Raw genomic sequence first — 21,518 nt, 5'->3', positions numbered from 1 at the left:
AAGAGTTGATAAAAACTGAAAGTCTTTATGTCTCCAATCATCCAATCCTTATTAGACACAGATCTGTATAAATTCACCATGCTTCAGGTGGTGTTACACAAATTTCCGCAAACCCATAGTGTGTATCACTTTCGCTGCCGTAACTTGGACGATACAGCCTATCCACTGGTTGAAATTTTGGATGATTTAAACATGCAGCTCGACATGCTTTGTCAGTTGAAGTTTAAAGAAGATGAATTGCAGTATTTACGCAGTTTACGTTTTATTAAAAGCGATTTTGTTGATTATCTTGAATTATTTCAGCTTAAACGCCGTTTTATTAAAGCGGGTATTGATGATGAAGGTCGACTCGACATTTGGGTAGAAGGCCCAATGGTTCAAGCGATGATGTTTGAAATCTTTGTTTTAGCCATCGTCAATGAATTATATTTCCAACGTATTCGTACACCAGAAGTTTTAGCCGAAGGTGAGCGCCGTTTACAACATAAGGTTGCCTTGCTGAAGCAGTATGAAGCACGGCAAAATCCAAATGATCCACCATTCTTGGTCTCTGATTTTGGCACGCGTCGTCGTTATAGTTATGCATGGCAAAAGCATGTAATTGAAGAATTAAATCAGGCTTCACCGTATATTTTCCGCGGTACAAGTAATGTTCTGATTGCCAAAGACTTGAACATTACTCCAATTGGTACGATGGCGCATGAGTTCCTACAAGCATTCCAAGCGCTTGATGTTCGTCTACGTAACTTCCAGAAGTCTGCGCTAGAAACATGGGTGCAGGAATACCGCGGTGACTTAGGAATAGCCTTAACGGACGTTGTCGGTATGGATGCGTTCCTACGTGACTTCGATTTGTACTTTGCCAAACTATTCGACGGTTTACGTCATGACAGTGGCGACCCGTATGAATGGGGCGATAAAGCCTATGCACATTACAAAAAGCTTAAAATTGACAGTAAAACCAAAATGCTGACTTTCAGTGATGGCTTGAACATTGAAAAAGCTTGGGATTTACACAATTACTTTAAAGACCGTTTCCAAGTTAGCTTTGGTATTGGCACCAACTTGACCAATGATATGGGACAAACTGCGCTGAATATCGTACTGAAACTGGTTGAATGTAATGGTCAATCTGTGGCAAAAATTTCAGATAGTCCGGGTAAAACCATGACGGATAATGATACTTTCTTAGCGTATCTACGTCAGGTGTTTGACATCTCTGAAGTTAGCGCTTAAACACAGCATTAGATAAAACTAAAAAAGCCGAATCAATGATTCGGCTTTTTTATATCTAAAATATTGCTAAAGGAATGCAAAAATTCAGAATAATAGTGAAAATGACTTATGCTAAGATCGAATTTAATCGCACAAAATACAATACGAACAACGATGACAGCATCTACACTGAATTTTGGTCTGCTGATTGAAGCGGAAGAATTGGTTCCACATCTTGGTAATGAAAAACTACGGATCGTCGATTTGAGTCGTCGTTCGGTTTATGACCAATTGCATATTCCACATGCACTCCATGTGCAGCCGAAACTGTTAGTGCGCCAAGAAGAACAAGCGATGGGGCTTTTACCTGACCAAGCCGGTTTAGAACAGCTCATCAGCTATCTGAATATCAGTCCAGAACATCATGTAGTAGTGTATGACGATGAAGGTGGGGCATGGGCTGGTCGACTGATTTGGAACTTACATTGCCTCGGTTTTGAAAATACCAGTCTCCTCAATGGTGGCATCCATGCTTGGCTTGGGGCAGGCTTACCGACCTCGTCTGAAATTGAGAAATTTGAACCCGTGAGCCCATTGGTTGAAGTAAGTGCAGAGGCGCGTGCTCAGTATCAAACAAATTATGATGAGCTATTGGCTCGTGTGCAGCAGGAGCAGATCCAAGTATGGGACTGCCGTACCGAAGATGAATATACAGGCCTACGTTTGGCTGCGCGACGCGGCGGTCACATTCCGGGAGCACGACATTTCGAATGGAGTACTGCCCTTAACCGAGAAAATCATTTAAAATTGCATCCTTTAGAACGCACACAACAACGCTTAGAACAATTGGGATTCAATTTAAACGAACCTGTGGTGGTATATTGTCAGTCCCATCATCGGTCGGGCCTAGCTTATATACTAGGACGTTTACTCGGTTGGAATATTCGAGCTTACGATGGTGCGTGGAGCGAGTGGGGCAACCGACTCGATAGTCCTGTGATCACCGGAGAGTTGCCGTCTTGAGCCTTACATCTCAGTTAAAAAAACAAATTTTTATTCAAGCTCAGCGTGTTGTTCCACAGCACAAATTATCACGTATCGTCGGTAAATTGGCTGCAAGCGAAAACCCTGTGGTGAAAAATGCTGTGATTACCGCATTTAAAGCACAGTATGGCATCGACATGTCGATTGCTGAGCAAAGTAATGCCCTGAAATTTAAATCATTCAATGAATTTTTCACTCGTTCTTTAAAAGAAGGCGTACGTGTAGTTGATGCAAATGCCAACAGTGTTGTTTCACCCGCAGATGGTGCGATTTCACAACTAGGTAAAATTGAAAATGGTGACGTATTTCAGGCCAAAGGGCAGAAGTTCACCGTTGAAAACCTGATTGCCGATCCACAATTGGCAGAGCCGTTTAAAAATGGGCAGTTTGCTACGGTTTATTTGTCACCAAAAGACTACCACCGTGTACATATGCCATTTGCAGGGACATTGACAGAAACCTTGTATGTACCGGGTGAATTATTCTCTGTAAACCAAACCACTGCTGAAAATATTCCAGGTTTATTCGCTCGTAATGAACGCATGGTCTGCTTATTTGATACAGAAGTTGGTCGTATGGCGGTTGTATTGGTGGGCGCAATGATCGTGGCAGGTATTGAAACCGTGGCTACAGGTAAAGTTAAACCGACAGGGCGTTTGGAACTGAATCAACACGATTTATTCTTAGAAAAAGGTGCAGAATTGGGCCGTTTCTATTTAGGTTCAACAGCGGTTGTGTTGTTTGAAGAAAACAAAATGCAATGGGATGCGACCTTTAAAGCCAACTCGACTGTGGTGATGGGCGAAGCTTTAGGGCATACCATTTAATGAATTCCCTGTCCCTTTAGGAGAGGGTTAGGGAGAGGTTTTTGAGCTAAGCTGATGTATTCAAAAAAGAATCCCTTCTAACCTCCCTTTATTAAAGGAATGAATAAAAAAAAGCGCCATCAGGCGCTTTTTTTAATTGCAAAATTTAGCGTTTTACGACAATCGAGTCGATACTGCTATGACGTAAAGTTTGCTGTGCAATCACAGCAGCTTCTTGTGAATCATAGGGGCCAGACACGACGCGATACCAAACTTTGCCATTTTCATTACTTTGGATCACATCGGCAGATAAGCCATTTAAAATAATTTCTGCACGACGGGCATCGGCTTGGTCAGGGTCATCATAGCTACGCACTTGCAAAATATAGCTTGCAGGGGCAGGTGTTGTTTCTGTGGCTTCAATACCCGGCTCAGTCGGTGTAGTGGTAGCCGTTTCAGGTGCTTCAACGATCACCACGGTTTCTTTGGTATCTGTTTCAGGCACAGCTTGATCTGGAATCGGGGTGACTTGTTGCTGAGGCAACAGATCATAAAAACGGTAATCTTTATTGGTTTCTTCTTGGTAGTGTTCAGAGGTAATTTGACCTTTCGGTTTTACCGGCTCCCATGGTTTCCATAACATCAAGGCCACCAAGAAACTCAACACGATTAAAATGATCACAAGTGTACCTAACCATGCAGGAATCAATGGTTTTTTAGGCTGATTCGGCCGCTCTGATATACCGCGTTGCGTTTTTCCAAACACGAGGAAACCTCTTTAATTGTAATTGTTACGAACCTAGTAGGAACTGACCCAAAACCAAGTTCTGATTATTATATATTACATGACTGTCATGCTGTTTATGTTTAATTTTCACAATTTCAACATCTTCAAGTTTTCATTAAAAGATGACTGAATATCCATGAAAATACAGGCTCATAAAGAGCCTGTATAGGCGTCAATGTATATGGTCATACATGGACGGATTCTAACGTATGCTAATAATGGCTTACATTGATTCAGGCGCACTCACACCCAATAATTCAAGACCATTGCGTAAAACTTGCTGTACGTTTACAGACAGTAATAAGCGCGCTTGAGTCAGTTCTGCATCATCACCCAAGACTTTATTTTCGTTGTACCAACCATGGAACAACGCCGCCAACTCTTTCAAGTAGTTACCCACTTGGTGTGGTTCATAGCTGTTTGCAGCACGCACCACAATTTCAGGATAAGCCGCAAGTTTAGCAAGAACTTCAGTTTCAGCTTCTAACTCAAGTTTAGCTGCAAATTGACGCGCAGCTTCAGCAGAGAATTGAACGTCTGTCGCAGCGGCTTTTTCGAGCATACGGCAGATACGTGCGTGCGCATATTGAATGTAGTACACCGCATTGTCTTTGCTTTGAGACACAGCAAGGTCTAAGTCGAAGTCAATGTGTTGTTCTGATTTACGCATGACGTAGTAGAAACGAGCAGCATCGTTGCCCACTTCTTTACGTAAGTCACGTAAAGTTACGAATTGACCTGAACGAGATGACATTTGAACCATCTCGCCGCCACGCCATAGGCTCACAAATTGAACCAAAAGCACCGTCAATTTTTTAGAATCATAGCCAAGCGCATCAATCGCTGCTTTCACACGTGCAATATAACCGTGGTGGTCTGAACCCCAGATATCCACGATATCTGTATAGCCGCGTTGTAGTTTATTTAAGTGATAAGCAATGTCGGATGCGAAGTATGTAGTCTGACCATTACGACGTTTCACAACACGGTCTTTTTCATCACCAAATTCAGTTGATTTGAACCAGATGTTGCCATCTTTTTCGTATAAGAAACCACGTTGATCGAGCATTTGTAATGCTTCATCAATTTTTTCAGTCAAGGTTGCTTCGCTGAACCATTGATTGAAAGTCACGCCAAATTCACCGAGGTCATCTTTAATGTCATCGAGAATGGCTTTCAGCGCAGCTTGATGGAACACACGGTAACCCGCAGCCAAATGGTTTTGTGAATTATGAATTAGGCCATCAATGTGTTTTTCTTTATCGCCTGAAACAACGACTTTATTGCCTTCGCTATCGAGTTCAGCGGCATATTGCACATCTTCTGGCACATCTTTGTAGATGTCGGCAACAGGGCGTACATAAGCATCGCCATCTTTGTCGATAATACTTTGTGCGATTTCTTTAACGTAGTCGCCTTGATATGCATTTTTAGGGAAGACCAGTTGTTGACCCGTCAATTCTAAATAACGCAAGTAAGTTGATGTCGCCAAGATATCCATTTGACGACCAGCATCGTTGACATAGTATTCACGGTCAACTTTGGCACCTGTTGCTTCAAGAAGATTGGCAACGGTCATACCGTAAGCTGCGCCACGACCATGACCAACGTGTAGGCTAGACGTTGGGTTGGCTGAAACGAATTCCACTTGAACACGTTTTTCAGCATTGGCCTGTGTGCGACCGAACTGATCTTTCTGAGCTTGAATTTGGTCTAAGACAGCAAAACGTTGGTCAGCATTTAAAAAGAAGTTAATAAAGCCAGGACCTGCAATTTCTGCTTTGCTGATATCTGCGACTTCTGGAAGATTTGCCAGAATTTTTTCGGCTAAATCACGCGGCTTCATACCTGCAGCTTTAGAGGCAATCATGGCAATGTTTGACGCAAAGTCACCGTGGCTTCGGTCTTTGGTTCGGGTCAAATTGCTAGTATTGTTCCAGTCAGTTGGGAGTACACCTTCAGCTTGAAGGGATTGCACTGCATGATCGAGCGCTGCTTGTATTGCCGTATTCATAATCAGTCGAAAAATAAATGTCGCAGAAAAACGGTAAATATAGCAAATTTCAGGCTCTTTAGGTGAACCCATTTGTTGCGAATAAAAAATATTCGATAAAAGTGAAGCATTGCTTATATCGAAGTAAAACGATATAAGTAGTTTAGCGATTCAGGATCACTGCTTGAGTATATGGACATGTCACAACCCACCCCTAAAATTTTTGGCAATGTGCCGAAGTTAGCTGCACGCTGGGCGCTGATTATCGTGCCGTTTATTTTATCCTGTCTCATGAGCGGTATTATTTCGTTTATTAATATGCTCAGAAATTTAGGCTGGTTTGAGGGATTTGTGACTCTATGGCTGCATAATTGGATGATTTCATGGGCAATTGCTTTTCCCATTGTACTGATTTTATTGCCATTTGTTCGAAAGTTTACAGGCCTGCTGGTTGATATGTCAGGGCCACAGCCACCTGCAAAATAAGCCTGCATGTAAGTCACAGTTGAGTAAAATGGTGACTTACTGCATTTCGCTTTAAATATTTATAGGCTATCGCGACAACTCACTGCTTTAGAGAGTAACTCGGCTTTGTTGTTTTGGAAGGTATAGAGTTTTGAGGAATTAAACACTTTAATGACTTTGGCCTGAGCGACAGCGGTTTTAAAGCTTTGGAACTTTTGCTGATGGGCTGTCTCAAACGGATTTCCAAAGTTTTTATTGTCGAGCAGAATTTGAATTTGCCCCACATTTGTATCATGTGCTTTTAGGATCTCTTGGCCATCCGCGTTGCTTATACTGAAAGTTGGGCGCTGAGTGCTGATTTTGCAATTCAATTTGAGGCTCAAGGTGAAATTGTCTGCCGATTTATTTTTGAGGGTAGATGTGCCTTGTTGATCATTTTCAATATAGATCCACTGATTTTTCGGCATATTGGTTAGTAGGGTTTCTAACTGTTGTTGGGTACTTTTGCTGATATCGACTGTGCCTTTTTTATCGATTTCAGGGGCTTTTTCTTTACCGAGCATGCCCATCACTTTGTCGCTGACTGTGCTACTGGTTTTGGAAATGGTCTGGCAAGCGCTTAAGCTACTGATGATTAGAATGAATGGTAGTGTATAGATGGCAGGTAAATGCATAGATTTTATTGTTCTATTAAATTTTCGGATCGGCAAAGTTTAACGGTTCTACGCATAAAGCTCAAACCTGCGGCCAATCTCCTTTGAGGAGGACTGCTGCAGGCGGCTAAAGCAGCCATTCTACACAGGCACGAATAATCCCCAGTGCGAGGCCAATAAAACCACCGACCACGACACCATTGACTCGAATCATATGCAAGTCGCCACCGACTTCGTTTTCGATCTTATCGATCATTTCACGTGAATCCCATTCATGTATACGTTCACTGATAAACCGAATGACTTTTTCGCTATATTGATCGGAGAGATTGATGGCAATATCACTCATTTTTTCATTCAGCAATTGGCGTACAGCGACATTAGAGACAATATTTTCGCCCACTTGTTGAATGGCGACACGTAGGTTTTGTGCAATCCCAGAGTCGGGTTTTTCTAAATCAGAACGAATCGCGTCGCATAAAATCACCACTGCACCACTGATAAAATTCAACATTTGTGGACTATCGAGCATGGCATCTTTGGTACTGTTCAGGCGTTGGCTGGCTACACTTTGATTGTCTGCCAGTTGCTGCATAAGCTGCTGTGCCATTTCTTCAATTTTTCGACGCCAAGGATGTTCTGGATCGGCCAACATAGATTCGACACGGCTCACCAATGAATCAATGGTGCGTTGTTGTACATCAATGCCGATCCAGCTTGCACCTTTGGCGAGCTTCCAAACACCGAGTTCTTTAAACAACTGACGTGATAAATCACGGGTTTGTTCAGGGTGCTGTAACATCCAGTCATGGGCTAAATCTAATCCACGTTGCAGGACATCTTGATGGAAATCATTTTCTAAAACTGCTCGCAGCATTTCACTGGCAAGATGGTTGACTTGCGTATTGCGTACCCATTGCACGCTGTTATTTTGGATAAATCGTCCAATTTGTTCCTGACCGACAAATTCGAAAATTTTCGGTACCGTTTGCTGAATGACTTGAGTCACTTGCGCATTATTGTGCGGATTGGCCAACCATTTCCCGACGGCAAGAGAGAGATCCGTCTCCGCTAAACTTTTTTCAACCACTTGTGGTGAAAGAAAATTTTCCTGAACAAAGCGGCCCATGGACTCAGCAATGCGCGCTTTATTGCGTGGAATAATTTCTGTGTGGTCACGTAAAAATTTAGGAATCGGAATACGACCAAAGGGATTGCGAAATAAAACGGTTATCGCATACCAGTCTGCCAAACCACCAACCACTCCAGCTTCTGCTGAAAGCATTAAAATATGAATGAGCCAGACGTATTCAGGCAGCAATTTAGCTGCGATCATCAATGCAATCCACGCCAGCACCGCCACCACCAAAGCAATGGTGGCGAAGCGTTTACTGCGTTGCAGACTAGGTGAAACAGCGGGCTGTTCAGTTGGGCTCATCAATGATCGGGTCTCTATGGGTTGACTTATTTAGAGGTGGGCTCAGCGGCTACAGGCAAAGGATTTCCTTGGCTGTCTAAACCATATTTAGCTCCGAGTGACTGCAAAATCAAGCGAGCATCAAAGGCATCCTGAGGGGCTTTGGCACGATCTTTATAGCAAGTAATACTGTAGGAAACTTGAGTCGGATCGAGTGTGACCACCTGTGGAACGTCATAAAACGGGCCTGGCCAAAATCCGGGATGGCGACGATAATAGCCATATGGATAAGGCATAGGGTCTGGGTAAATCACCGCTTGACGCGGTGGTTTTTGACTCCGATTACTCGGATCATCCATGACTTTAAAATATTGAAAGCCATTGTGTAGGGTGGTTTGAGCGGCTTTAACCAAGGTAATTTCTTCGGCAGTACCATAGCTCATATTGGGGCGAGCTTGAAAGCTAATACGGTAGCTTTGCGCATTTAATGGTGTCGCAGAATATTGACCGAGTTGTTCAAAGGTCAAAGGTTTTGATGGGGTTGTGGCACAGCCAGTCAAACCGAGTGCTGCGGTCATGGCTGCTGCGATAATGAGTTTGTTCATGCGCATACTCCTGTTTAGTCGGTTCATGGCAAGGGGAGATACTGGCCAAAAGCCGTCAATTAAAAGCTAGAATTGGGCTGGGTTAAAAATTCCAATTCCTCTGCTGTAGATGTTCTGCCCAATACCGCATTGCGATGCGGGTAACGTCCAAATCGATCGATAATCACTTTATGCTTTTTTTCAAATTCTAAGTTGATCGGATTGCCCAGTTGCTCAAATAATTTTAACGCGCTTTGATGGATTTTTGTCGATTCGCTATGCATAAAGGGCATATATAAAAATGAGCGCTGTTCAGGGCTTAATTGTAGATCTAAACCCTGCGCGATGGCTTCTTGTGCAAGCGCCAAAGCCAGTGCATCTTGGGCAAAAGCCAAGCCAGAGTCACGGAATAAATTTCTAGAAAATTGATCTAAAACAATAATTTCAGCCAATCGACCTTCGGCAGTAGTACGCCATTGCCACAGTTCTGCTTGACTGGCCGCTTGATGGATGTCTTTAAACTTTTTTTCGATTAAAACATCAAAATTATTGCTTTTAGCGAACCAATTGGGCTGATTTTCTGGGTTAAACCAAAATTCGAGAATATCTTGATAATTCATAAGTTTTAAGCATTATTAGCATATATTTGTTTATAAAATCACAAATTTCAAATGTCATATAGAGTAAGTTTGTGATAAAAAATTGCCAAAATAAAATCACGGTTTGTCTCAAAACTATACAGTGGGTCATTTGCCCACTTCAAATCGCGTTATACTGATATAAACTGATGATTTTATTTTAGTAGTTTCTTCCATTTAAGCGAGATAGCAATGAGTCAACCCGAATCGACCTCTCAAGACATTTTACCGACTTGGGTAGATTCTTCGCTGATTAAAGGAATGTTGCGCGGTATTGAGCGTGAAAGCTTGCGTATGCAAAGCAACGGTTTCTTGTCTCAGGCCGACCATCCCCAAGCTTTGGGTGCGGCTTTGACTCATCCGCATATCACGACAGACTATTCTGAAGCTTTGATGGAATTTATCACGCCGCCAAAAGAAACCATTACAGAGGCGTTGAACTATCTGCAAGATATACATGCTGTTGCGCATACGCATTTGGAACATGGTGAAAAACTTTGGCCGTTGTCGATGCCATGCATGTTGGATAAAGACGAAGACAGTATTCGTTTAGCGCAATATGGCAGCTCGAATATAGGACGTTTTAAAACCTTGTACCGTCGTGGTTTAGGGGTGCGCTATGGTCGCCGGATGCAGACCATTTCAGGGGTGCATTATAATTTATCCTTCCCAGATCATTTCTTTGAAGCACTACAACAACACGAAACTGACGATGCTCTCAAAGCATTGAGCTTACAGGATTATCGCAGTCATCGTTATTTTGGCCTGATCCGTAATTTTATTCGTTTAACGCCATTGGTGATGTTTTTGGTTGGAGCGAGCCCGTCGGTGTGTAAATGTTTTATGACTGGACGTGAACATCAGCTGTTACCGCTCTTAAAAGGCACGCTATTTTTACCTTATGCGACGGCACTGCGTATGGGAAATTTTGGCTATCAAAATTCAGCACAAAAACAGTTAGGGATTCACTACAACGACATTCAGGCGTATTTGGAAGGTTTGCAAAAAGCGGTGCATACCCCATATGCCGCATTTAGTCATTTAGGTTTAAATGATGAACACGGTGAACCGATTCAAATTAATGACCATGTGTTGCAAATTGAAAATGAGTACTACAGTTTGGTTCGTCCGAAACAAGTGCCGCAGGATGGTGAAACACCGTCTGAAGCCCTGCAAAATCGTGGCGTAGGTTATGTTGAATTACGCGCGGTAGATGTCAATCCTTATAGCCCGATTGGGATCAATGAAGACACGGCAGGCTTGCTCGAAGTGGTGGCTTTGTACTGTTTATTGCAAAACAGTCCAGCGTTGTTAGATGCCGAACAAAATGAAATTGAGAAAAATCAGGCGGAAGTAGTGAACCGTGGTCGTGCCCCAAATGCAGTGATTTTACAGCAAGGGCAAGCGATTCCAATTGAAACATGGTGTCGTACACATGTTGCTGCGATGCAACCGTTGGCTGAATTGCTAGATGATTCTTACAATACAGATATTTACACTCAGGCAATGGCTGTGATGCAATCACGCATCGATGAAGTCGATGAAACATTGTCGGCACGTATGATTAGCGATACTTTAGAACAAGGTGGAACTTGGGGCTTTGGTAGCTTTATGGCCTTACAACATGCTGAAGTGTATGAGCAGCATGTCTTGAGCCCAGAAATTGCAGCATATTTTGCACAAGCTGCTGAGCAGTCTTTAGAAAAACAGGCTCAACTTGAGCAAGACTGTACCTTGAGTTTTGAAGAATATTTGAAAAACTTTAGATAAAAAATTTTAAGAGGATTTACCATGAAATGGAGTTTCCGCTTCGTGAGTGGTTTGTTGTTTTTAGCCAGCGTGATCGGTATGTCTTTTGCGCTGTTTTTAGAACATGTACAAGGCTTAGAACCATGTCCGTTGTGCGTATTCCAACGTATTGGTTTGATTGGACTCGGCATCATTTCATTGATTGCATTGATTCACAATCCAGCATCGAATTGGGGTAAACGCATTTACGCATTGTTGGGGACACTATCAATTCTTTGGTCTGCTGGGGTGGCTGCGCGTCATATTTGGCTGCAAAATTTACCGCCAGACAAAGTACCGAGCTGTGGCCCAGGACTGGATTATTGGGTAGAAACGCTGCCGTTAAAATCAGTCTTTGAGCAAGTACTGACCGGCTCTGGTGAATGTGCCAAAGTGGATTGGACCTTCTTGGGACAATCATTACCGGTTTGGTCATTGGTGTTTTTTGCGGTATTAACCTTGCTCAGTCTTTGGCAGTTATTGCGTAAATATACAAGCAAACCAGTGCCACGTTTACGTGATAAATTTTAATTTAGTGATACATAAAAAAAAGCCCTCAGTTGAGGGCTTTTTTTTATGAGTCTCAATGGGGGGTACGTTAGGTTAGGGCAATGCCTTCCACACTTTCCAAGTCCATCATAAATTCATAGATATGATCACAAGCTTTATCGTCATTATTTGGATAGAACCAATGCACGATTTGCTCAGCCACTTGCGGATGATGCTGAATTTCAAAATGGTTCAAGCCATAAAAAATTGCTTTATGTGAATCTGGCACTTTCAGTTGATACCGTGCATTTGGGTGTTCTCCTAACGCACTTTTCACACTGACCAAATAATCTCCAATCACATGTCGCGTTTTATTGCGACGATGTTCATATTCAATGGTCCCTGCCACGAGGTAGGTATTGATATGCGATGGAATCGGGGCTGGTTTACGGTTGTCGTCCATGAGTCCAATACGGACATCATTATGTTCCCAATCATCATCACGCACGCTGCCATAGCGCAAATCTAAAATGCCGTTACTGCGAATATTCACCACATGCCCCACGATTTTGACCAAAGGGAAGCGCCCCAATTGATCTTGCAGATGAAATCCGACACGTTCAAGCACAGCACCATGATGTGGTGAGCCCAAGCAGACTAGATTTTCGACTTGATGAATCCATTGATACATATTTTGTTTGCCATAAAAAATGGCACTACGGGACACTAAGCCTCCCATACTATGACCAATTAAGTCGATACTGGTAATGCCGGGGTTGCGACGGACCAAATCTTCTAATGTATTGGCTAGGCTGCGACCATTGGTCGAGATACGACGACCCGTATTGTAATTTAAATACAGCATGGTGTTATGGTCACGTTGAGAAAGTAATTTTTCACCAATGCCGCCATATTTGGCTGTCGACCATGACAGATGATTCATGCAGAGCCCATGAATCAACAGGGTGATACGTCCGGTTAATTCGCCTTTTTGTACCGCACCATAATGGTCGTAAACCACCATTGGTAAGGCCATCGGGTTGTGATATTTCAGTAAATAGTCGCCCAAGACCCCATTCAGTGCGCCCACTAAAAAATGTAAAGACGGCGTGAGGGGTTTGTCGTGTAAGCGTGGGAATTTTTCAATAATGCTACGCAGCGTTGGCGCAAGTAAATAATTGCCATAATTGAAAAAAGTGTTGTAAGAAAATTCGTAAATCCGTGCAATGGTCGGCTGCTTATGAAAGGCTTTCGAGCCTTGTTCGCTCATTCCAAAAATACTGATTAAAATTTCACGTTGAATGTTTTTGATCAAGTCATGCACGACATCACTAAAACGCATTGTCACGAGTTGTGCCAAACCTTCCAGCACATCTGCTTGACTGGGTGGCGTGCGGTCCCATTTACAATAGGTTTCATGCAATGGTGTTAAGCTAGGCATAATGTTCCTATCCTTACATTCAATGCTATCCCTCGATTGTATTTATTACTGGAATAGCCTGAAGTTTCATTGTTTATTTTATAAAATTCTCACGAACAGCTTTTACAATACCGATAACAGACCTGTCGGTGAATGCCTTTTGTCTGACAATTTTACTAAAAATTCAAATTTAGAAAATGTGACGCAGTTAGCACTTATATGCCACTTTTAAAGCAATTTAAAGATCAATTTGGAATCAAAATGATGAATATTGTGTATTTGCATGGTTTTCAAAGTAACTCAAATTCAGTGAAAGGACAGATACTGCGGCGCCATTGCGCAGACTTAAATGGTGTGCACGTGCATTTGCCAGATTTGAATATGCCACCGCTACAGGTAATGCAGCAGATGTCAGAGCTGATTGAAGGTTTGGATAATGTGGTTTTGGTCGGTAGCAGTTTAGGTGGCTTTTATGCGACGCAGTTGATGGCACGCCATCAAATTCCTGCGGTGCTCATCAATCCTGCGGTCTATCCATGGCAATTATTTCGTGATTTATTTGGCGACACGGCATTGCCTTATCAGGTGACTGAAACGTGGTGCTTGGATGATGCACAGCTCAATCAAATGCAGGCTTTGGCTGTATCTAAGGTTGAAAATGCAGATCAATTGTTGGTCTTGCTCCAACAAGGTGATGAAACCTTGGATTATCGTGATGCCACTAGTTTTTATAGTGCGGTTCAAGCCGGCACGGCTATGCTGATCACTGAGGTGGGTGGAACGCATGACATGGATGATTTTGCAGAAAAAATACCGATGCTCTTGCAGTTTTTATCTGATGCTGTCAAAAATATGCCTAAATAAAATGATCCAATACAAATGCTGAAAAGCTAGATTCAACATACAAAAATAGGCAGTTACGACATCATTTGACGTTTAAATTGTTTAAGAAAATGGCGGCTGATCGCAAGAGATATGCATTTTAATAAAAAAGCATATACTGTAGCGCTTGAAGAAATGTTTTAACCAAAAAGCAGGGAATTTTGCAACGTGACGCAATATACGGCTCAATCACTTGAAGTTTTATCTGGCCTAGATCCGGTACGTCGTCGTCCGGGTATGTATACAGACACTACACGACCAAACCATTTGGCGCAGGAAGTGATAGATAACTCCGTCGATGAAGCGCTTGCAGGTCATGCCAACAAAATTACTGTGACGGTTTATAAAGATGGTTCTTTGTCGGTAGAAGACAATGGACGCGGTATGCCTGTTGATATTCATCCTGAGTATGGTCAAAGCGGGATTGAAATTATTCTGACCAAATTACATGCCGGTGGTAAGTTCAGTACCGATAACTACCAATTTTCAGGTGGTTTACACGGTGTGGGTATTTCGGTGGTGAACGCACTGTCAGATCGTGTTGAAGTGGAAGTTCAGCGTCAAGGCAATCTATATAAAATGGCCTTTGAACATGGCGTTCCTGTGGCACCGCTTGAGGTGTTGGAAGGCAAATGCGCTAAACGTGCAACGGGTACTACCGTGCATTTTTGGCCTGAAGCCAAATATTTTGATTCGCCTAAATTTGCGCTGAAAGCCTTAAAACACAACTTAAAAGCCAAGGCTGTTTTGGCGGCAGGCTTGCAGATTATTTATATCGATCAAATCAACAACGAAAAGATCGAATGGCAATTTGAAAATGGTCTAGTCGACTATTTGATGGATGAGCTACAAGACCGTGACATCGTTCCTGTTCCTGCATTTGTTGCGACTGGTGAAGCTGAACGTGCTAGTGCTGAATTTGCCATTTGCTGGAACGTTGAAGGCGGCGAACAGATTCAAGAAAGTTATGTCAATTTGATTCCAACTGCGCAAGGCGGTACACATGTCAACGGTTTACGTTCGGGTGTGACAGATGCGATTCGTGAGTTCTGTGAATTACGTAACTTGTTGCCGCGTAATATGAAGCTGTCTGCCGAAGATGTGTGGGATGGTGTCAACTTTATTCTGTCTTTAAAATTCCAAGAGCCACAATTTTCGGGTCAAACTAAAGAACGACTTTCAAGCCGTGAAGCCTCTAGTGTGGTGTTAAATATTGCCAAAGATGCCTTTGCACTGTGGCTGAATCAAAACTCCGATATTGCTATGCAACTGGCAGAAATGGTGATTGCCAAGGCCGGTCGCCGTTTAAAAGCTGCGAAAAAAGTTGAACGTAAAAAGATTGTTTCAGGTCCAGCTTTACCAGGTAAATTGGCGGACTGTGTAGGCCATACCTTAGAAGAATCTGAACTGTTTATTGTGGAAGGGGATTCTGCAGGTGGTTCTGCCAAGCAAGCACGTGATAAGAACTTCCAAGCGATCATGCCGATCCGCGGTAAGATTTTAAATACTTGGGAAGTGTCTTCTGATGAAGTTTTAGCATCGCAAGAAGTACACGATATTGCGATTGCCATTGGCGTTGATCCGGGCAGTGACGACTTGTCAGAACTACGTTATGGCAAAATTTGTATTTTGGCCGATGCCGATTCAGACGGTCTACATATTGCGACGTTGCTTTGTGCTTTGTTCGTTAAACACTTCCCAACTTTGGTGGAAGAAGGGCATTTGTTTGTGGCAATGCCACCACTGTTCCGTATTGATGATAATAAAGACGTTCATTACGCGCTGGATGAGGAAGAATTAAATAGCATTTTGAAAAAATGCAAAACCAAAAATCCACAAATTACTCGATTCAAAGGATTGGGCGAGATGAACGCGAGTCAGCTGCGTGAAACCACCATGGATCCCGATACACGTCGTTTAGTGCAACTGGACTTGGATGACGTACAGTTTACTTCAGGTTTACTCGACAAATTATTGGCGAAAAAACGCTCTTCAGACCGTAAACATTGGTTAGAGCAGAAGGGTAATTTGGCCGATTTGGCGGTTTAAAAGTGCAATAAGAAAAAACCACGCAAGTGGTTTTTTTTTGCTTCAAATGTAGGAAAAGCTGCATGATTTGTGTGCTAAAACACCGTGTTTTTTGAAAAACGTCGCAAAATTGTTCAATTATAGGTCAAATGTTGGATACAAGTTTGTATGCATCTTTGCGGTGATTTTACGGTGTTTGGATCGAACCATAAAAAATTACAAGCAAAGTTTTTTGTTATAACTATATGAAAAATAATATTTAAAAATAAATAAAAGCACTCAATCAAAATAAAAAATAAGGCTTGGCACAGTTATTGAATTGCTCTGTTGTGATGAAAGACAACAAATGCATTTTAAAAATGTGACTTACAAGCTTAGGTTGGGAGTGTGAATAATGTTTCAACGCAATGTATTTGCTAAAAGTATTTTAGCGGCAACGATGACTGGGGCGATTGCTTTAACGGGCTGTTCAAAACCTGCAGAAGAAAAAACAGAAAGCGCTGCATCTGAACCAAAAGCCGCTGCAGCAAGTGGTGACACCATTAAAGTTGGGATCTTACATTCGCTGTCAGGCACGATGGCGATTTCAGAAACTTCTCTTAAAGATACGGCCTTGATGGCGATTAATGAAATTAATGCCAATGGCGGGGTATTGGGTAAAAAACTAGAACCTGTGGTGGTTGACCCTGCATCGGACTGGCCACTATTTGCGGAAAAAACCCGTCAGTTGATTACCCAAGACAAAGTAGCCGTGATTTTTGGTTGCTGGACGTCGGTATCTCGTAAGTCGGTTTTACCCGTGGTTGAAGAATTAAATGGCTTATTGTTCTACCCTGTTCAGTATGAAGGTCAGGAACAGTCTAAAAATATTTTCTACACAGGCGCTGCACCGAATCAGCAAGCGATTCCTGCTGTTGAATACCTGATGAGTGAAGAGGGCGGTAAGGCAGAACGCTTTGTACTGTTGGGCACAGACTATGTTTACCCACGCACTACCAACAAAATCTTACGTGCATTCTTGAAGTCGAAAGGCATTGCCGATGCAGACATCATGGAAGAATACACGCCATTTGGTCATAGCAACTATCAAACCATTGTGGGCAATGTGAAGAAGTTTGCAGCAGGGAAAAAGACTGCTGTGATCTCGACCATTAACGGCGATTCAAATGTGCCGTTCTATCGTGAATTGGGCAACCAAGGCATCAAAGCTGCGGATATTCCTGTGATGGCGTTCTCTGTAGGTGAAGAGGAATTACGCGGTATCGACACCAAGCCGCTGGTCGGACACTTGGCATCGTGGAACTACTTCATGTCAGTGAAAAATCCAGTGAATACTGAATTCACCAATAAAATGAAGCAGTATGCCGTGGAGTACAAACTGCCGAATGCCGATAAATTTGTGACCAATGACCCGATGGAAGCTACCTATGTCGGTATCAATATGTGGAAACAAGCGGTAGAAAAAGCAGGAAGCACAGATGTCGATAAAGTGCGTGAAGCTATGGCCGGCCAAGAATTTAAAGCGCCATCGGGCTATACCTTGCAAATGGATGCGTCGAACCATCATTTGCATAAACCAGTCATGATTGGTCAGATCCGTGCCGATGGTCAGTTTGATGTGGTGCACAAAACCGCAAAAACCATTGCTGCAGAGCCATGGAGCCCGTACATCCCTAAATAATTCAATTCGAATGCCTGTTGCTATTGTGTAGCAGGCCTTTTTTGATGTGATCCCTGTATGGGGTTGTTCTATTACTCAATAGGGATGCTTATAAGATGAAAAAATTACGCAATTTCCCGATCCTTTTTCTATTCCTAAGCCAATTATTCTGTCTGCAAATCGTGCATGCAGAAACTGCAGCGGATGTGGTGTCTACGGTGCAATCTGTGCAGCAAGGTGACGCCATTCAGCAATTTGTTCGCGGGAGTTTTACCGAGCGACGTAGTTTACTGAATCAATGGCCGGGCGATATTGAATCCTTAGATCAGTTGGCCGCATTGGTCGAAAAAGACCAGTTATATAGTGGTCAAAGCGGTCAAACCTATATTTTAGAAACTGAAGAAAAATTATTGAGCTATCCAGATTTGCAAATCGTGACGGATTGGCCTGCCGATTTATCTCAAGTCACCTTGGTGAATACCCTTCGTAAAGCCTTAACTTTTGCGCAAGCGAAAGAAAAGCTGCAATCGAATGATTTAAACCAACGTTTGGATGCAATTGATATTTTAGAAAATAACTTGGCTGAGTTGGATGTTAAAAATATTAATCAATTGTATTTAAATGAAAAAAATAACAAAGTTAAAGCCCGTTTAGCGCAGCTCAAAGCACGCTTGGATTATCAAAACCCTGATGTATTACAAAAAATACAGGCGGCCAAAGTGCTGCAAGATTCTAACCGTCCCGATGTGTTGGCGATGGTGGAACAGGAATTACAACAAGCCAATCTGCATCCTGAGTTAAAAGCCGCACTGACAGAAGCCAAGAGCAATATTAAAACCCGTATTCAGGCCAGTGAATGGACTGGACATGTCTTTTCCGGACTGAGCACGGCCAGTATTTTACTGCTGGCGGCGTTGGGCTTAGCCATTACGTATGGCCTGCTAGGCGTGATTAATATGGCGCATGGTGAACTGATCATGATCGGGGCCTACACCACTTATGTGGTGCAAAGCCTGTTTAAGAGTTATCTCAGTAGCTATGTCGATTGGTACTTGATTGCCGCGATTCCTGCTGCGTTTTTTGTTAGTGCTTTGATTGGCATGTTGATTGAACGTGCCGTTATTCGTCCCTTGTATGGCCGTCAATTGGAAACACTATTAGCCACCTTTGGTGTGAGCTTAATTTTGATGCAATTGGTGCGCATGGTTTTTGGTGCGCAGAACGTTGAGGTGTCGAATATTTCATGGCTGTCAGGAGGGATCGCTGTGACACCGAGCCTGATGCTGCCTTATAACCGCATTGCCATTATTGGCTTTACCGTTGCGATACTCCTATTACTGGTTTACTTGCTGAATAAAACCCGCTTTGGTTTATTTGTTCGTGCCGTGACGCAAAACCGTCAAATGGCACAGGCCGTGGGTATCCGTTCTAGCCGCATTGACATGATGGCTTTTGGTTTAGGTTCAGGGCTTGCAGGTCTGGCAGGTTGTGCCTTAGCACAAGTCGGCAATGTCGGTCCTGATTTAGGACAAAACTATATTATTGATGCGTTTTTGGTGGTTGTGGTGGGCGGTGTTGGTCAAGTATGGGGTGCAGTACTGGCGGCCTTAGGTCTAGGTGTCAGTGGCACAGTGCTGGAAATCGGCATGGGTGCGGTCTTAGCGAAAATTATTCTACTGGTTCTTGTGATTTTGTTTATTCAAAAACGTCCACAAGGTTTGTTTGCCATCAAAGGCCGTTTTGTGGAGTAAGCGCATGAAAATCACTTCGTTATTATCGGATAAACCCTATAGCGGTATGGCGATTGCCGTGTGCTTTGCCATTTTGCTGATTTTACCTTGGTTACATGTATTGCCCGCCGATTCAGCACTGCATTTATCAGCGTATTGGGTCACGCTCATTGGCAAAATTATGTGTCTCGCCTTGGTGGCATTGGCCTTAGATTTGGTTTGGGGCTATGCCGGCATTTTAAGCTTAGGGCATGGTCTGTACTTTGCCTTGGGCGGCTATGCCTTCGGTATGTATCTCATGCGCGAAGCGGCAGGCGATGGCTTACCCGATTTTATGCGCTTTTTGAGTTGGACCGAGCTACCGTGGTACTGGATGGGTACTGAACATATCGTGTGGGCATTGGCTTTGGTGGTTTTAGTCCCAGGACTGATTGCCTTCATTTTTGGCTTCTTTGCCTTCCGCTCCAAAATTAAAGGCGTGTATTTTTCAATTATCACCCAAGCCATGACCTTTGCCGCTGCGCTACTATTTTTCCGCAATGAAACCGGCTTTGGCGGTAACAACGGCTTTACCGGTTTTAAAACCATTTTGGGTATGGATATTACCTCTGCACCAATGCGTGCAACCTTGTGTTTCCTCACGGCACTGACTTTGCTGGTCTGTTTTGTCGGCTTACGCCACCTGATGAATAAACCCTATGGTCGTATACTCGGTGCAATTCGTGACAGTGAAAACCGTTTGCAATATTTAGGTTACCGCACCTTATGGTACAAGCTCTCTGCATGGGTGTTGTCTGCCGTGATCGCAGGGATTGCAGGCGCTCTGTATGTACCCCAAGTTGGCATTATTAACCCGAGTGAGATGAACCCTGTCAATTCGATTGAAATGGCGGTGTGGGTGGCTGCAGGTGGTCGCGGTACGCTGATTGGCCCGATACTGGGTGCAGGTTTAATCAATGGGGTGAAGACCTATTTCACGGTGGCTTATCCAGAGGCATGGCTATTGATTTTAGGTGCGCTGTTTATTGTGGTAACGATATTCTTGCCAAAAGGTGTGATTGGGTTATTAGAGCGGTTTAAAAAGGAGCGCAGCGAATGAATGATCAATGGGTTCAACCGCATGGCGGTCATGCTGCTGAAGGTTATGGACGACCAAAGGAGCAGGGTGCGGATTTCAGTCACGGGATTGCCTTGTATTTAGAAAAAGTCAGCGTTTGGTTTGATTCTTTCCGTGCATTAAATGATTTGTCGTTATATATCAAAGAAGGTGAGCTGCGCTGCATCATTGGTCCTAATGGTGCAGGCAAAACCACGCTGATGGATGTGATTACAGGGAAAACTCGTCCGACAGAAGGTTCGGCTTTTTTTGGGCAAACCTATGATTTGGCAAATATGAGCACGGAGCAAATTGCAGAAGCCGGGATCGGTCGTAAGTTTCAAAAGCCTACTGTATTTGAAAATTTTACTGTGATGGAAAACCTGTTATTGGCAGCACCGAAAGATAAACGGGTGAAAAAGAGTTTTTTCAGCAAGCTTGATCCAGATGCGCAAAATGCCTTGGACGAATCTTTAGCACAAATCCGCTTAGAAGAATTGATCCATAAACCGGCAGGGCTGTTGTCACATGGTCAAAAGCAGTGGTTAGAAATAGGCATGCTACTGATGCAGCGTCCAAAGTTGATTCTGCTAGATGAACCTGTAGCAGGGATGACCGATGCTGAAACAGAGCGCACTGCAGAGCTGTGTTTAGAGTTGAAAAAGAACCATACCCTTGTTGTGGTTGAACATGACATGAGCTTTATTGACACCATCAGTGAAAAAGTCACCGTATTGGCGCAAGGTGCGATTTTGGCCGAGGGTACATTGGCCGAAGTCCAAGCCAATGAAGATGTCATTGAAAAATATCTCGGACGATAAGG

General features: G+C 43.2%; 19 protein-coding genes. 12 read left to right on the top strand and 7 right to left on the bottom strand.

Annotated elements, in window-relative coordinates; translation table 11 throughout:
• Positions 1 to 27: 27 nt before the first annotated feature.
• The 3 genes from pncB to asd all read left to right on the top strand — a co-directional run bounded on the left by pncB (position 28) and on the right by asd (position 3,086).
• The gene (gene pncB, locus LXF01_RS16020; protein WP_180036025.1) at positions 28 to 1,236 is read left to right on the top strand and encodes a nicotinate phosphoribosyltransferase; all 1,209 of its coding nucleotides are present in this window, start codon (positions 28 to 30) and stop codon (positions 1,234 to 1,236) included.
• A 153-nt stretch (positions 1,237 to 1,389) separates the two neighbouring features.
• Positions 1,390 to 2,238: a sulfurtransferase gene (locus LXF01_RS16015; protein WP_233944712.1), complete on the top strand. Its 849-nt coding sequence runs from the start codon at positions 1,390 to 1,392 to the stop codon at positions 2,236 to 2,238.
• Positions 2,235 to 3,086 carry an archaetidylserine decarboxylase gene (asd, locus tag LXF01_RS16010; protein WP_078193251.1) on the top strand — a complete coding sequence of 284 codons (852 nt, stop codon included), beginning with the start codon at positions 2,235 to 2,237 and terminating at the stop codon, positions 3,084 to 3,086. Before LXF01_RS16015 ends, asd begins: the two co-directional genes overlap by 4 nt.
• 145 nt (positions 3,087 to 3,231) lie before the next feature.
• On the opposite strand, the gene LXF01_RS16005 is transcribed toward asd, so the two are convergent.
• Together LXF01_RS16005 and argS are read right to left on the bottom strand one after the other, a co-directional pair.
• A complete protein-coding gene (locus tag LXF01_RS16005) occupies positions 3,232 to 3,831 on the bottom strand; it encodes an SPOR domain-containing protein (RefSeq protein WP_233944711.1) in 600 nt (199 codons plus the stop codon).
• Positions 3,832 to 4,075: 244 nt separating this feature from the next.
• The gene (argS, locus tag LXF01_RS16000; RefSeq protein ID WP_078190674.1) at positions 4,076 to 5,866 is read right to left on the bottom strand and encodes an arginine--tRNA ligase; all 1,791 of its coding nucleotides are present in this window, start codon (positions 5,864 to 5,866) and stop codon (positions 4,076 to 4,078) included.
• A 177-nt stretch (positions 5,867 to 6,043) separates the two neighbouring features.
• On the opposite strand from argS, the gene LXF01_RS15995 reads away from it, so the two are divergent.
• Positions 6,044 to 6,331 (top strand): DUF2798 domain-containing protein, encoded by a 288-nt coding sequence (locus LXF01_RS15995; RefSeq protein WP_373684219.1) that lies wholly within the window; start codon positions 6,044 to 6,046, stop codon positions 6,329 to 6,331.
• Positions 6,332 to 6,390: 59 nt separating this feature from the next.
• On the opposite strand, the gene LXF01_RS15990 is transcribed toward LXF01_RS15995, so the two are convergent.
• The 4 genes from LXF01_RS15990 to LXF01_RS15975 all read right to left on the bottom strand — a co-directional run bounded on the left by LXF01_RS15990 (position 6,391) and on the right by LXF01_RS15975 (position 9,584).
• A complete protein-coding gene (locus LXF01_RS15990; RefSeq protein ID WP_180132816.1) occupies positions 6,391 to 6,984 on the bottom strand; it encodes a hypothetical protein in 594 nt (197 codons plus the stop codon).
• Between the two features lie 106 nt (positions 6,985 to 7,090).
• On the bottom strand, positions 7,091 to 8,401 hold the full coding sequence (locus LXF01_RS15985) for a DUF445 domain-containing protein (protein ID WP_180156457.1): 1,311 nt from the start codon (positions 8,399 to 8,401) through the stop codon (positions 7,091 to 7,093).
• A gap of 26 nt (positions 8,402 to 8,427) precedes the next feature.
• Positions 8,428 to 8,985 carry a CC0125/CC1285 family lipoprotein gene (locus LXF01_RS15980; protein WP_180156459.1) on the bottom strand — a complete coding sequence of 186 codons (558 nt, stop codon included), beginning with the start codon at positions 8,983 to 8,985 and terminating at the stop codon, positions 8,428 to 8,430.
• A 59-nt stretch (positions 8,986 to 9,044) separates the two neighbouring features.
• Entirely contained in the window at positions 9,045 to 9,584 is a 540-nt protein-coding gene (locus LXF01_RS15975; protein WP_078190604.1) for a DUF924 family protein, read from the bottom strand.
• A gap of 210 nt (positions 9,585 to 9,794) precedes the next feature.
• Here LXF01_RS15975 and gshA point away from each other — a divergent pair, with 210 nt between their 5' ends.
• Both gshA and LXF01_RS15965 read left to right on the top strand, forming a co-directional pair.
• Positions 9,795 to 11,372, top strand: coding sequence for a glutamate--cysteine ligase (gshA, locus tag LXF01_RS15970; protein ID WP_180173040.1), 1,578 nt, complete (start codon positions 9,795 to 9,797; stop codon positions 11,370 to 11,372).
• A gap of 21 nt (positions 11,373 to 11,393) precedes the next feature.
• Complete coding sequence (locus LXF01_RS15965) at positions 11,394 to 11,921, top strand: disulfide bond formation protein B (protein WP_233944710.1); 528 nt, start codon at positions 11,394 to 11,396, stop codon at positions 11,919 to 11,921.
• A 67-nt stretch (positions 11,922 to 11,988) separates the two neighbouring features.
• Here LXF01_RS15965 and LXF01_RS15960 read toward each other — a convergent pair whose 3' ends face one another.
• Positions 11,989 to 13,320 carry a PGAP1-like alpha/beta domain-containing protein gene (locus LXF01_RS15960; RefSeq protein WP_180110689.1) on the bottom strand — a complete coding sequence of 444 codons (1,332 nt, stop codon included), beginning with the start codon at positions 13,318 to 13,320 and terminating at the stop codon, positions 11,989 to 11,991.
• A 243-nt stretch (positions 13,321 to 13,563) separates the two neighbouring features.
• On the opposite strand from LXF01_RS15960, the gene LXF01_RS15955 reads away from it, so the two are divergent.
• The 6 genes from LXF01_RS15955 (at position 13,564) to urtD (ending at position 21,516) form a co-directional block, all read left to right on the top strand.
• Positions 13,564 to 14,163, top strand: a complete 600-nt coding sequence (locus LXF01_RS15955; protein ID WP_233945496.1) for a YqiA/YcfP family alpha/beta fold hydrolase — start codon at positions 13,564 to 13,566, stop codon at positions 14,161 to 14,163.
• A 186-nt stretch (positions 14,164 to 14,349) separates the two neighbouring features.
• Positions 14,350 to 16,230, top strand: coding sequence for a DNA topoisomerase IV subunit B (gene parE, locus LXF01_RS15950; RefSeq protein WP_180084453.1), 1,881 nt, complete (start codon positions 14,350 to 14,352; stop codon positions 16,228 to 16,230).
• A 373-nt stretch (positions 16,231 to 16,603) separates the two neighbouring features.
• Positions 16,604 to 17,890: an urea ABC transporter substrate-binding protein gene (urtA, locus tag LXF01_RS15945; protein WP_180078537.1), complete on the top strand. Its 1,287-nt coding sequence runs from the start codon at positions 16,604 to 16,606 to the stop codon at positions 17,888 to 17,890.
• A gap of 95 nt (positions 17,891 to 17,985) precedes the next feature.
• Positions 17,986 to 19,620 (top strand): urea ABC transporter permease subunit UrtB, encoded by a 1,635-nt coding sequence (gene urtB, locus LXF01_RS15940; protein ID WP_233944709.1) that lies wholly within the window; start codon positions 17,986 to 17,988, stop codon positions 19,618 to 19,620.
• Positions 19,621 to 19,624: 4 nt separating this feature from the next.
• Positions 19,625 to 20,698 (top strand): urea ABC transporter permease subunit UrtC, encoded by a 1,074-nt coding sequence (gene urtC / locus LXF01_RS15935; RefSeq protein WP_233944708.1) that lies wholly within the window; start codon positions 19,625 to 19,627, stop codon positions 20,696 to 20,698.
• Positions 20,695 to 21,516, top strand: coding sequence for an urea ABC transporter ATP-binding protein UrtD (gene urtD, locus LXF01_RS15930; RefSeq protein ID WP_233944707.1), 822 nt, complete (start codon positions 20,695 to 20,697; stop codon positions 21,514 to 21,516). The genes urtC and urtD overlap by 4 nt, the downstream gene beginning before the upstream one ends.
• The last annotated feature ends 2 nt before the right edge of the window (positions 21,517 to 21,518 follow it).

The sequence above is a fragment of the Acinetobacter sp. SH20PTE14 genome, from assembly GCF_021391555.1.
GTDB lineage: Bacteria > Pseudomonadota > Gammaproteobacteria > Pseudomonadales > Moraxellaceae > Acinetobacter > Acinetobacter amyesii.
Note: the sequence above shows the minus strand (reverse complement) of the source record. Positions and strands in the feature narration are given on the sequence as shown.

Bases quoted from the DNA above. Each gene is read 5' to 3' on its own strand.
- LXF01_RS16015 (WP_233944712.1), top strand. From the start codon at position 1,390: ATGACAGCATCTACACTGAATTTTGGTCTGCTGATTGAAGCGGAAGAA.
- argS (WP_078190674.1), bottom strand. From the start codon at position 5,866: ATGAATACGGCAATACAAGCAGCGCTCGATCATGCAGTGCAATCCCTT.
- LXF01_RS15975 (WP_078190604.1), bottom strand. From the start codon at position 9,584: ATGAATTATCAAGATATTCTCGAATTTTGGTTTAACCCAGAAAATCAG.
- urtC (WP_233944708.1), top strand. From the start codon at position 19,625: ATGAAAATCACTTCGTTATTATCGGATAAACCCTATAGCGGTATGGCG.
- urtB (WP_233944709.1), top strand. From the start codon at position 17,986: ATGAAAAAATTACGCAATTTCCCGATCCTTTTTCTATTCCTAAGCCAA.
- urtD (WP_233944707.1), top strand. From the start codon at position 20,695: ATGAATGATCAATGGGTTCAACCGCATGGCGGTCATGCTGCTGAAGGT.
- LXF01_RS15990 (WP_180132816.1), bottom strand. From the start codon at position 6,984: ATGCATTTACCTGCCATCTATACACTACCATTCATTCTAATCATCAGT.
- LXF01_RS15960 (WP_180110689.1), bottom strand. From the start codon at position 13,320: ATGCCTAGCTTAACACCATTGCATGAAACCTATTGTAAATGGGACCGC.
- LXF01_RS15980 (WP_180156459.1), bottom strand. From the start codon at position 8,985: ATGAACAAACTCATTATCGCAGCAGCCATGACCGCAGCACTCGGTTTG.
- LXF01_RS15965 (WP_233944710.1), top strand. From the start codon at position 11,394: ATGAAATGGAGTTTCCGCTTCGTGAGTGGTTTGTTGTTTTTAGCCAGC.
- pncB (WP_180036025.1), top strand. From the start codon at position 28: ATGTCTCCAATCATCCAATCCTTATTAGACACAGATCTGTATAAATTC.
- LXF01_RS15955 (WP_233945496.1), top strand. From the start codon at position 13,564: ATGAATATTGTGTATTTGCATGGTTTTCAAAGTAACTCAAATTCAGTG.
- LXF01_RS15985 (WP_180156457.1), bottom strand. From the start codon at position 8,401: ATGAGCCCAACTGAACAGCCCGCTGTTTCACCTAGTCTGCAACGCAGT.
- LXF01_RS15995 (WP_373684219.1), top strand. From the start codon at position 6,044: ATGTCACAACCCACCCCTAAAATTTTTGGCAATGTGCCGAAGTTAGCT.
- gshA (WP_180173040.1), top strand. From the start codon at position 9,795: ATGAGTCAACCCGAATCGACCTCTCAAGACATTTTACCGACTTGGGTA.
- urtA (WP_180078537.1), top strand. From the start codon at position 16,604: ATGTTTCAACGCAATGTATTTGCTAAAAGTATTTTAGCGGCAACGATG.